Annotated in this window: 9 protein-coding genes; 2 read left to right on the top strand and 7 right to left on the bottom strand. The window is 63.4% G+C overall.

Annotated elements, in window-relative coordinates:
- Nucleotides 1-211 precede the first annotated feature (211 nt).
- Entirely contained in the window at nucleotides 212-1,936 is a 1,725-nt protein-coding gene (locus tag G6N34_RS17455) for a heparinase II/III family protein (RefSeq protein ID WP_163645429.1), read from the top strand.
- Complete coding sequence (locus tag G6N34_RS17460) at nucleotides 1,930-2,958, top strand: acyltransferase family protein (RefSeq protein WP_085148977.1); 1,029 nt, start codon at nucleotides 1,930-1,932, stop codon at nucleotides 2,956-2,958. Before G6N34_RS17455 ends, G6N34_RS17460 begins: the two co-directional genes overlap by 7 nt.
- Nucleotides 2,959-2,992: 34 nt before the next feature.
- Here G6N34_RS17460 and G6N34_RS17465 read toward each other — a convergent pair whose 3' ends face one another.
- The 7 genes from G6N34_RS17465 to G6N34_RS17495 all read right to left on the bottom strand — a co-directional run bounded on the left by G6N34_RS17465 (nucleotide 2,993) and on the right by G6N34_RS17495 (nucleotide 11,690).
- Nucleotides 2,993-4,054: a heparin lyase I family protein gene (locus G6N34_RS17465; RefSeq protein WP_163645431.1), complete on the bottom strand. Its 1,062-nt coding sequence runs from the start codon at nucleotides 4,052-4,054 to the stop codon at nucleotides 2,993-2,995.
- 75 nt (nucleotides 4,055-4,129) lie between these two features.
- A complete protein-coding gene (locus tag G6N34_RS17470; RefSeq protein WP_163645433.1) occupies nucleotides 4,130-4,906 on the bottom strand; it encodes an SGNH/GDSL hydrolase family protein in 777 nt (258 codons plus the stop codon).
- Complete coding sequence (locus G6N34_RS17475) at nucleotides 4,893-6,254, bottom strand: O-antigen ligase family protein (protein ID WP_085148983.1); 1,362 nt, start codon at nucleotides 6,252-6,254, stop codon at nucleotides 4,893-4,895. Before G6N34_RS17475 ends, G6N34_RS17470 begins: the two co-directional genes overlap by 14 nt.
- Before the next feature lie 37 nt (nucleotides 6,255-6,291).
- The gene (locus G6N34_RS17480; protein ID WP_085148986.1) at nucleotides 6,292-7,569 is read right to left on the bottom strand and encodes a lipopolysaccharide biosynthesis protein; all 1,278 of its coding nucleotides are present in this window, start codon (nucleotides 7,567-7,569) and stop codon (nucleotides 6,292-6,294) included.
- 18 nt (nucleotides 7,570-7,587) lie between these two features.
- Complete coding sequence (locus G6N34_RS17485) at nucleotides 7,588-8,832, bottom strand: glycosyltransferase (protein WP_163645435.1); 1,245 nt, start codon at nucleotides 8,830-8,832, stop codon at nucleotides 7,588-7,590.
- Nucleotides 8,833-8,935: 103 nt separating this feature from the next.
- Nucleotides 8,936-10,195, bottom strand: coding sequence for a nucleotide sugar dehydrogenase (locus G6N34_RS17490; RefSeq protein ID WP_085148992.1), 1,260 nt, complete (start codon nucleotides 10,193-10,195; stop codon nucleotides 8,936-8,938).
- A 103-nt stretch (nucleotides 10,196-10,298) separates the two neighbouring features.
- Nucleotides 10,299-11,690: a tyrosine-protein kinase domain-containing protein gene (locus G6N34_RS17495; protein ID WP_085148995.1), complete on the bottom strand. Its 1,392-nt coding sequence runs from the start codon at nucleotides 11,688-11,690 to the stop codon at nucleotides 10,299-10,301.
- Nucleotides 11,691-11,795: the final 105 nt, after the last annotated feature.

Genomic DNA, 11,795 nt, shown 5'->3' on the forward strand with positions numbered 1-11,795 from the left:
CGGGCGGGCCCGCCACGCAGCCCCCGTTGGCCACCTCAACCAGATGTGCGTTGAGCTCTGCGCCCCACCCCGGTCCCAGCCAGGACCGCATTCAGACCCAGCTCGCCGACGGGATCCCCTTGTGTCCTTGAACACCACGCTACGCGCCGCCGCACGCCTCACCCCTCGAATGGCCGCCCATCAGACCAAGCGTCTGACGAGGAACAGAGCCGTGCGGAAGTTCCCCGACCACTACGACGGGATCGTCCGTCGCACCGCCGGCCGCCTACCGCTGCCCTCCTCGTCGGATCGGATGCCGGCGGATCTCGCGTCCTTCATCGGATGCTTCTACCAGCACACCGATCAGGAAGTGCGTGACGCGGGGCACGGACGGTTCACCCTCTTGGGCCGAACGGTGGACTTCGAGTCGATCGCCGCGATCGACTGGACCTACGAGCTGCCCGAAGAGAATGACCACCATCTGTGGCGAATGAAACTGTGCCAGTTGGAAGTCCTGCATTCGCTGCTGGCGGACGCGGAGCCCGCCGGCCATCGGACGGCACTCGCCCTGCTGAACAGCTTCTCGGATGCACGGTCTTTCGCAGCACCCGATGTCTTCTCGGTGGGATGGTCCCCATATGGCGCCTCCCACCGGTTGCTCGCCATGCTCAGCGGTCTGTCGGTCGGCCTGGCCGCGGGCAGCCTGGATCCCGGGACACGGTCAGAAGTTGAGGAGTCCGCGCGACTCGACGCCGGATTCCTCTGGCACAACATCGAACACGATCTTCGGAACAACCACACTGAGCGGAACCTGGCCGCGCTGTGCCTCTACCATCTGGCCGCGGGTTCGATATCCGACTCCCGCGCCGCGCGGCTTGACCGTGACGTGCACCGCATCATCGAAGCCACCGTCCTCCCCGACGGCATGCAGATTGAACGATCCGCGATGTACCAGGGATTGACCGTGATGTCCCTGGAGATCTTCGCGGCCTGCCCGTTCCTGTCCCCAGCCACGAGGACTTTGGCGCAGGAACGTGCCACCGCCGCTGCGGGCGCTTGGCTCTTTCTGACTCATCGCGACGGCGACATCGCGCTCTTCAACGACAGTTGGATCGGCGAGGTTCCGCCGCCCGCAACAATTCTGCGCACTGACCGCGTGTCAGTTCCGGACTCCCTGCCGGACGCCGGCTACTTCCGACTGAGTTCTGGACCGATCGATGCGCTCATGGATGCCGGTGAGATCGGACCGCGATGGAACCCCGGCCACGGACACGCTGATTTCCTCGCGGTCGAGGTCGATGTGGACGGTCACCGATTCATCGTCGACCCGGGAACTTCCCAGTACTCCACTGGACCCCAACGTATGTACGAACGCTCTGCGGCCGGTCACAACGGCCCTCGATATCTCGACGTTGAACCTGTGGAGTACTCCGGCTGTTTCAAGGTCGGCAAGCTCGCCTCCGCTGCGCCGATTGCGGCGACGGTGCTGGAAGATCTACCGACTGAGAGCATCGGCGGAACGATCACGACACCCGCCGGACTCTGCATACGCGTGATCTGCGCCCTCAACGGTGGCCTGCTCATCGTGGACAGGTGGAACTCATCGGACACACCCGGTGCGACAACACTTCTCATCCCGAACGACTGGCGCCTCGACACCGACCGGAGGCGGACTGTGCGCGCCGCGCAGGAAGGTGCGCAGACCGCGATCACCGTCTACGAAGGTGCAATCGACGGCATCGAGGAGAGAACGTGGAGTCGTCGATACCTGCAGCCCGAGCAGGCCACCGCAGTGACACTGGCGCCGACCCGCGTCCCCAGCGGGGGCCAGATGCTGGTGTTCAGTGTCGGCGTCGGCGTCTTCGATGACGTGCCTGCGATCCGCGCACGCGTGGAAGCACTTCTCCGTGCACACGGGGGCCACGAAGCCTCCGTGAGGGTGGATCCACCATGCTGAAGAACCAGAAGGATGCGTCCATCGAGACGCTGCGTGGGCTGGCCTGCATATTGCTTGTGGCATTTCATGTCATCGGCGAGAACCGGCATGGTGGCCTGCACGTCCCGGATGACTCGACCTTTCGATGGTATGCAGACTCGTTTGCCTACCTGCGAATGCCCCTGTTCACCTTCATATCCGGTTACGTCTACGCCTTACGTCCGCTGACCGTGCTCGGAAACTGGCCCCGGTTCCTCCGTGGAAAGGCCCGCCGACTGCTTCTGCCGATGTTTGTCATCGGCACGCTCCTCGCCGTCCTACAGACCTATGCCCCGGGGGTGAATGAGCCCTTCAGGACGCCCTGGTACCTGTGGCACATTGTCCCGGTATCGCCGTTCTGGTTCATCTGGGCCATCTTCTGGGTGTTCTTCCTGGTCACACTCATCGACACCGTCGCCGATCCGCGCAGGCGGACGATGCTGCTCGTGGGAGCAGCTCTCACAATGGCATTGGCGAACGTGCTGGTTCCCGCGACGCAGTGGGACATCATGGGGTTGCGGTCGGCTCTGTATCTCGGCCCCTTCTTCATCGCCGGCCTGCTGGCCTCACGGTTCGCCTGGCGGGAGGCTCCCCTCGCGTTACGGGCTTCCGTCGTCGTCGCCCTGGTGCCGCTTCTCGCGATCACCCAACTCGGAGTTCTTGGCGTCATCCCCTTTCTTCCGCCCCGTGCATCGTTGATTGCCACCCTCACGGGAATCGTCGGTTGCCTGGCGCTTCTGCTGTTGCGATGGAGTTGGAAGCCATTGGCGTTCATAGGCGCCTACTCCTTCACCATCTATCTTTTCCACGTCCCGTCCGCAGTCGGAACGCGGGTTCTCCTGAAGCACGCGGGGATCGACGATCTTCGGCTTCTGTTCATCGCCGGAACGCTCGTCGGCATCGCCGTGCCCATCGTCATCGAGATCCAGGCCAAGAGGAACCGCTGGACAAGTCTCTTTCTGCTCGGCCAACGCAAGCGCTCTCCCGCAGTACAGAAGCAGTGACCCACGGTCCGACTCAGAAGCCGGCGGGCCTGCTTCACGTCACATCGGGCACCGAGCGCGGAGCCTCGATGCGCGCCCGCAGACTGTCGGTCCCCCATTCCGGGTTGGCGATGTACACGACGTCGGTGTCCGGCCGGTTCGTCGTGTACAGGCCCCAATGGGGGTATCCGAGAACAGTGCGACCCGATCCGTCCGCGAGGTCGTCGTAATATCCGATCGGAGTGTCGATTTCGACGACATGTTCGCCATTGATCCAGGCGTTCAGGTGACCGTCCTCACCGAAGGTCGCCTGCAGCGTGACATAGGTCTTCTCGCCTTCCGCAGGAACATCACCGGAAAAATGCGTGACCGACCTGCCGTTCTCCGATGATTGTGATTCTCGAGCCTTCTGGCCGTACAGGCGCGAAGACGAACACGTCCGGATCGTCAAACGAGAATGCGAGACATCCATGAAGAGCACCGGTGTCCGGCCGATGTCACGATCGACACTGTGCCACTGGTGAACGATTCCGCGGCCGGCATCTGCCAGACCCGGTGTGTCTCCCAGCACCAGACAGAACGAGCTCCACACCGTCTCCTCGCCGATGCCGTCCCGCTGACGCGCGACGATCTCGCTGCGCCGGCTTCCACTTTCAGAGTCGTACGGACCAGCGAAATCATCGGCCCGCACCTCGAAGCGGAAGACGTCCGAGTTCGGCAACGTCAGTGATGCCGGTCGGCCCGCCTGCCGCATCACCTTGCCGTCAACCCCGAGAAGGAATGCCCCATCGGCCCTGACGTAGTCATCGCGCGCGACAGCCTCCAACTTCCAGGTCGTGAGGACGTCGGAAACTACTGCGTATGCGGGGTCTCTCAACACCGCAACCGGCAGTGCGTACCTGCCGTCGTTCAGCAGAGCGGGAGTCGGGCACACACCCGCGGAGGAGCCGCAGACCAGGGAACGGACATTCACAGCCTCGTCTTGGGGGCCCACGAGCATGGTGACGCCAGAGGGCTCTGCGTGTGACACGCCGTTCTTCGGCAGCAGGACGGAACCACCGGCAAGGGCTGCCGCACCGACAGCGGCGTGCCTGAGGAACCGCCTGCGGTCGGTCATGAGCTGCTCCCTGCGCGAACTGCCTCGGCGTTCCGTTCCCATCGGCGATAACGGGCTTCCACAACCCTTTTCACACTACGACGCACGAGGCGCGGTGAGCATCTCCTGGATCACCGGAGCAATCCTCTGAGCCATGTACGCGTGGCCCTCATCGGTGGGATGCACTCCATCGGCCCCGATGAGATCCTGCCGGTCGAGAAACCAGTTGTCCGTCAGCGGGTCGAGGAATCGTGCATTGAGGTCCTCTGCCCGATCTCGAATGATGTCGCGCGCACGGACGAGGGAGTGAGGTGTCTCTGGAAACTCCCCCATCGGACCGATCACGAGTAACTGTGCTCCTGGAGCGGCGACCTCAGCTTCTCTCAGCGCATCACAGGTGGCATGAGCCAACTCGCCCTCGAGCGCACCGGAGTCGTTGCGAGAGCCGAAGAACACCACAAGCCGATCATCCGGCTTCACCGTCGACTCGATCTTGTCCGCGAAGACACCGCCACGGTTGCCCTGGCTCACATACCCGCTGCCGCCCTCGGCACCGAAGTTGATCACGACATCCACACCGCGCGCACGCAACTCCCGCTCGACGACCGCCGTCCAACGATGGGTTCCCGTCCCGCCCTCCGGGCTCCCATTCGTCAAAGAGTCGCCGATGACGGAGACGCGCTGTGACGAACTCGAGGCCTCAATTGACGGCAGGATTGGCCGGCTTGGTGGAATGCACGTGTAGGGCTGGTATCTGGCGGCCACGTCGGCTTCGGGGTGCGCTGTCGCGCACCCGCTGAGAACGCCGATGCACGCTGCCATCACCGCGCACCACCGCATGGCCGCGCCCGAGCGACCTCTAGTCCTGCGCACCACGGACCCCACCTTCTTGGTGGCGCAACCCACGCGCGATCGGGACGAGTCGAGCCGATACGGGTTGTGCAGCGTCGACGGATTCATCGCCGACAGGTCGTCCACTGATGAAATGGGGACTCATCATAATTCCAATCATCAACCAGAATGGTGGCCAGCCGGCCGGAAAGCTGTTGAACCACGCAACGAACAGCATCGCAACGGCGATTGGCTTCCACGGAATTCGCGACCGGAGGGCGAAGACTGCCAGCGCCACAAGGTAGATCACCCCGATGATCCCGAAGTCGAGCATGAAGACCGCGAACTGGGAGACCGGTGAATTGCTGAGGCCGGCCGGCACCTCATAGGCGTAGTAACCCTGCAGGCCCAACAGATTGCCCACCGAATGCCGGTGGTACACCGCGGTCGCCTCGTTGACAAACGCTCCAGCACCGTAGCCCGCCAGGTTGGAGTCGAGAAGCCCGAAGAGCCCGACCAGGCTGTGCGCGACACGGTACGACACCGTGGTGTCCATCAACTCGCTCGGAGACTGGATTGCCGTGCTGAGGAGGTCGATTCCTCGTACTCCGCTGGAAGTCAACGAGTCGAGCACGAGGATCACAGGTCCTGCGATCACCGCTGTGGTGAAGATCCGGCCGAGCACACCGAACCTGGCCGACGGTTTGAACACGAGATAGAGAACACCCACGAGCGCGAGGGCGAGATAGCCAGATCCGGACTGCGACAACAGCGTCGCGGCGACCGCGACAAGAAGTGGCCACCTCTCGACCCGTTCCCCCTCCTCACGAAGACGGCGCCGCGCGATCATGCACAACACGAGCATGAACACCATGGTGAAACCGAAGTCGGTCGCTTCCGGGGCCAGGCTCGACGATCCGCGCGCGGCAGAGCGCACCACGGTCGGCACCAAGGGCGCCACGACGGAGAAGTACGCGTCCTCGCTGACGTAACGCATCACGGCGAATGCCAGCCAGAGCGGCAGCGTCAGCTTGAGTGCGCGCCACAACCCGGACGGTGTCAGATACTGGCAGGCCAGAAAGATCCCGGCGCTCAACAGAAATGCGGCTGACCGCCGGAAGTAGGTCTGCAGATCGAAACCCTCGCCGCCGTACACGTCGAGCATGAACCAGACGGCGAAGACAAGGAGCAGCCACTGCATTCCGGTGATGCGCAGCCCGGTGGTCAAGGCCTTGAACGCGACCCACAACCACGCCAGCAGCGCCGCCCACGGTTGCACTTGCGACGGAGCCGACAGCGGGCCGAAATTGAGGTACGGCAACAGGCACAGCGCCACCACGATGACCAGCGACGTGCCGGACGACAGCGTGGTGTGCGGCTGCTTCGTCACCCTCGGACGACCTGTAGTTGATGTCACTCGTCTGTCCTCAGCCGGCCTGCTCAGCGAGGGCGCGGCGCGTCAGCAGGCCCGAGACGGTCGGGTGCAGCCAGATTCCCCACTTCCATCGGACTACGGCGATCATGGCGCCGAAGACCGCCAGTGTGTAGCCGACCTGCACCCAGGCCATCACGATCACACCGTGCCGTGCCGCCACCAACAGCGCGACGAGCATCACCGGCAGCATGGTGCAGAAGATCGTCAGCACCCAGTTCTCGTGACCGGTCATCTTCAGCACCTCGTCGACAGGACCGGCGAATGCTTCGATCGCGACGGCTACCAGCAGAATCGTCAACAGCGTTGCGGCGGCGGCGAAGTCGTGGCCGAAGGTCACTTCGATGAGCTGTCGACCGAACAGGGCGCTGGCCACCAGCGCCGCTCCGGCAATACCCAACGTGATCGTGGCCAGGCGCCCGCAGATGGACTTGATCGCCCCGCGATCCCCCTGCTCCGCAGCCCGCACAATCGTTGGCCGAATGGCGAAACGGACCGCGGCCGTGACCGCACCGACAGCGACAGCCAGCCTCCCCGCCGTTCCCAGGTAACCGGCCTGGGCTGGCGCCACCACGACGCCGGCGATGAAGGTGGGCAACCAGAGGCCGAGTCCGTACAGGGCGCGGGCGGTCGACAGGCGGATTCCCACCCGAATCATCCGGCGAATCGTGTCGAACGTGGGCCATCTGGGCCGGGCTCGACGCAGCACCATCGCGAGCGGAAGTGCCGCGACAAGAAGTGATGCCACGGATGTCGCGACAGCCACACCGCCGAAGGTGGGGTGGCTGACGAAGATCACGTACGGAATTGCGCTGAGCGCCAGACTGACGTTGACGGCCGGATAGAAGAAGAAGGCGCCCATGCCCTGGAACCCGCACCCAAGCAGAAGCTGGGCACCGTTGAACATCAGGCCGTTGGCGATGAAGAACGCCACCATGAATGCGACCACGGTGACCGTGACACCGCTCGGCATCAACCACACCAACAATCCGCCCAGCACTGCGATGACCACGGCATTTCCCACCGCCACCGAGACCGTGGCCCCGACCAGCGGAGCGGCCGGGCGGAGGTCCCCCCGGTGCACCACCTTCGGCGCATCGCGGACGAATGTCTCCGAAACCCCCAGTCCCAACAGGGAGTAGGTGGGCAGGACAGCACTGAGGACCAACATGTACCGGCCGTAGTCGTCCGTGTCCAGGTGCCGTGCGAGCACCAGCAGGATGACGAACTGCAGCGCGATCCCGCTGTACCGCAGGACCACCGTCACCAACATCGTGGACTCACCGTCGGCTCAGTCGGCATGGTTGCTGACGCCAAGCGGGCGCTTCTTCGCACTCAGCGCACCATGGAACTCGTCCTCGAGGTCCAGGAAGTGTTTCTCCCAGGTCCAGTTCGCCAGCACGTAATCGCGGGCGGAGGTGCCAAGGTCTGTGGCGGTTGCGGGTTCCTCGAGGAGGCGGATCACCGCGGTGGCGAATGCCTCTGGCTCATCCTCGACGATCAACGCTTCGCGCGGTGCACGAATGCCCTCGTTCGCGATGGAGGAGGCGACGACGGCCTTGCCCGAGGCCATGTACTCAATCAGCTTGTTCTGCATACCCCCTGCTGCAAGCATCGGATTGACACACACTTGCGCGGAGCGGATGAGCACTCCCACATCGGGAACGGTTCCTGTCACCCAGATGCCGTCGCGTCCGTCGAGTTCGAGTATCGACGCCGCGGGGTCACGGCCCTGGATGACGAAGGCGGCGTCAGGATGCGCTGCCCGCACTGCGGGCCACACGTTCTCCACGAACCACAGCACCGCCTGCACGTTGGGCGGGTACAGCATGGACCCCGAGAAGATGACTCTGCCCGGCACGACGTCCTTCTGCTCAGCCTGAACGAACTTGTCCGTGTCGGTCCCATGGGCGCCATAAATCCAGTTGTCGATCTCCGGCTGACCATGCACCCGGCACTGTTCCCTGACCGCCTCGACATCGGCCGGCCCGATCAACACGGTCTTGTCGAAGTCCTTCCAGACACGTGATTCGTAACGGCTCATCAGCACCGTCTCAAGCCGGTACACCATCCTTTTGAGTCCGCTGCGCTCATTGCGCGCCATCCGCTTCGTATTCAGCGTCTGCGAAAGCTGCAACGCCAGAAACGAAACCGTGCTCGGCGTCGACCGGATCGAACGGGGGACGGCCGGCGCGGTGCGCGGGTAGTAGCAGTAGACGACGTCGTACTCCCCCGCCGCAACGGAGGCTGCCAACTCACGACGAAGCTTCGTATTGCGGAAGATGCTCACCTGAAGCGGCAGCAGCGACAGGATTCCGAGTACGAGACCCAGCAGCTTTGCCGCCCAGGACTGCTCATAGATCCGCACTGTTCGACAGTTGCGTTGCAGCCAACTGCTCTGTTCGCCAGTCAGGTCGCCGTCGACCGCGAGCGTGTACAGATCGACAGAATGGCCACGGGCAGCAAGGAAGCTGAGCAGGTGCGCGACTGTCATCTGGTCCCCGCGCATCATCGGGAACGGCAGTCGGCTGTACACCACGGCGATCCGAAGAGGTTCGGGCGACGCCGCGCACTTCATCAACCGCGGTAGCTGCACCTCATCCACGCCGTCTTCTCCTCTCGGATTTCCGGACACGGCTTCAGGCCAGCCGGTTGATGTCGACGACACGAACCGCGGTGATCGTGTATCTGCCAGCGCAACTGCGGGTATCGATCACCAGGTCCCACGCAGTGTTCTCGACGACCTCCTGGCCGATCAGCAACTGCCGGATGAAGGGTGAGTTCGACAGCACGCCCAGGTTCTGCCCCATCAGATTCTGGGGCTCGATGTGCGGATCGAAGATCGAAAGCTGGTACCCGGCCGTGATCAGCATGCGGGCCAGATCCACGTTCGGGCTCTCCCGCAGATCATCGCTGTCGTTCTTGAAAGCGATGCCCAACAGAAGAACCCGGGCACCGTGTGCGAGTCCGGAAGTCACATGTTCATACAGGAAGTTCTTGTGTGACTCATTGGAGGCAAGCAACGAATCGATGAGGTGCGTGAACCCACCGCTGGTGCGGGAGATGTGCTGGAGCGCGCGCACATCCTTGGGCAGACACGATCCACCGAACGCACCGCCGGGCCGCAGATAGGTCGGGGAGACGTTCAGCTTCGTGTCCGACACGAAGATCTTGTGCACTTCCGTGGCGCTGATCCCCAACTTGGCGCACACTCGACCGACTTCGTTGGCGAAAACCGTCTTCACCGCGTGGAAGGTGTTGTCGACGAACTTGGTGATCTCGCTTTCGCGGTAACGCACGTAGAACACCGGGGCATTCAGGTCAGCGTTGATCTTGTCCAGGGTCGGACAGGCGTCGCCATCATGAGTGCCCACCACAATCTTCGGCGGCGAAAAGTAGTCTTCGACTGCGGTGGACTCCCTGAGGAACTCGGGGTAATACACCAACTCGACACGTTCGACCTCGTCTCCAAGCACCCCGTCGAAGATCGGCTTGATCAGCTCGTCCATGGTGCCTGGACGCACCGTCGACCGATACGCGACCGTGGGGGCACAGTGCGGAACTGTCTTGATCACCTCAGCGAGCTGCCGCGAGACCTCCGCGATGAAGGTCATGTTGTGCGAGCCGTCCACCGCACTCGGCGTACCGACGCACACGATGATCAGATCGGAGTCGACGACGTCGGAGGTCACCGACGCGGTGGCCGTGATCAGTTCCATGCGGCGAGCTTCGGCGATCATGTCACCGATGCCGGGCTCGGTGATCGGTGAGCGGCCCGAAAGGACTGCGTCGACTTTCGTCATATTCGGGTCCACACCGATGACCTCATGACCTTGGCTGGCCAGACACGCCATCGCGGTGATACCGACATACCCGAGGCCTAGAACGGCGATCTTCATGTGTACTCCTAACAGTCGCGGTTTGGCGGATGTATGGGCTCGGCCTCACGCCGTTGTTCGGCTCGACGTCGATGCGGCTTGTGATCTCGGACTCCCCACTCACTCAGGCGGTGTCAGGCTCGCGCTCCAGTTCGGGCGCACTGTCGGCCCCGTAGTAGCTGTAGTTGTATCCATAGGGGCCGGCCGCCTTGGCTGGGACGAGCGTGAACACCACGCCCATCGGCTCGCGGCCGACGTCGGCCAGGGTCTGCACTGAGTGCGCCAACTGGTCACGCTTTGTGGATCCGAACCGCACGACCATGAACGCGCCGTCCGCGGCCGCCGACAGGATCGCGGCGTCGGTCACGGCGAGCAGCGGCGCGGAGTCGACGATGACGAAATCGAAGTCGGTCCGCAGTTCGTCGAGCAGCGCTTGTGCAGCCCGCGATCCGAGCAGCTCGCTGGGGTTCGGGGGGCGGACGCCCGCCGCGAGGACGGTCAGGCCGTCGAAGCTCGTCGGCTGCAGCGCATCTGCCAGCGACGTTCCACCGCTGAGGACCGTGCTGAATCCCACAGTCCCGACCAGCTCCAGGTACTTGTGGATTGCGGGACGTCTCAGGTCACCGTCCACGAGCGCGACTCGGTTTCCAGCCTCGGCCAGCGCCAGCGCGAGGTTGATCGCCGTGGTGGACTTCCCCTCGCCGGGAACAGAACTCGTGATGACGATCACGCGCGGTGGGTTATCGACCGACAGGAACTGCAGGTTGGTGCGAAGCGCGCGGAAGGACTCCGCGATCGGTGAGTGATCGCGACCGAACGAAATCGCCGGTTCGGTCCGCCTCTTCTTGTCCAGTGGAATACTGCCGACCACGCCGACGCCGGCGCTGTCTTCGACGTTCTCGCGTGTCTTGATGGTGTTGTCGAGGACTTCACGCAGAACCGCCGCAGCGATGCCCAGCAGTACGCCGAGGCCCAACCCGAACGCGAGAACCTGCTTGGTTCTGGGCACCACCGGACGTTCGGGCACCGCGGCCCTCTGCTCCACGATCACGCGGGCGTTCGGCGGCCCCCCGTTCGTGGGGGACTCCAATTCGGAGACCATGGCCACGAATTCATTCGACAAGGCGTTGGCGATGTCACGGGCCCGCACGGGTGACTGGTCGCGGACCTGGACGTTGATCAACACGGTGCCGGACTTCGCCTTGGCCTTGACGTTCTCGCGCAGTGCCGCCGCGTCCATGTCGAGACCGAGTTTGTCGATAGTGCGCTGGGCCAGCGTCTGCCCCATGATCAGTTCGGTGTACGACATCACGCGGTCCTGCGAAAGCCGGTTGCCCTGGTAGAGATCAGAGTTCGACAATCCCGTGGACGTCGACACGAACAATCTGGTCGTTGCCTGGTAGATGGGTGTAGTCGTCAGAATGATGATGACAGCCGTCAGAACGCCGATGAGAGCCACCGAACACACTGTGATCCACCGCATTCGGACCACTTTGAGAAAATATTCAAGAGTCATCGGTCAACGACCTCTCCACTTAATCTGTTGGGCATCACTTCTCAGGCTGACCGGTGCCGCATAATTGACGGCAACGCCCGAATCGCCTGCCACCCAACACCACAA

Source organism: Mycolicibacterium confluentis, from assembly GCF_010729895.1.
Lineage (GTDB): Bacteria > Actinomycetota > Actinomycetes > Mycobacteriales > Mycobacteriaceae > Mycobacterium > Mycobacterium confluentis.

Coding starts and splice junctions, on each gene's coding strand:
- G6N34_RS17490 (WP_085148992.1), bottom strand. CDS start 10,195: ATGAAGATCGCCGTTCTAGGCCTCGGGTATGTCGGTATCACCGCGATG.
- G6N34_RS17460 (WP_085148977.1), top strand. CDS start 1,930: ATGCTGAAGAACCAGAAGGATGCGTCCATCGAGACGCTGCGTGGGCTG.
- G6N34_RS17495 (WP_085148995.1), bottom strand. CDS start 11,690: ATGACTCTTGAATATTTTCTCAAAGTGGTCCGAATGCGGTGGATCACA.
- G6N34_RS17465 (WP_163645431.1), bottom strand. CDS start 4,054: ATGACCGACCGCAGGCGGTTCCTCAGGCACGCCGCTGTCGGTGCGGCA.
- G6N34_RS17480 (WP_085148986.1), bottom strand. CDS start 7,569: ATGTTGGTGACGGTGGTCCTGCGGTACAGCGGGATCGCGCTGCAGTTC.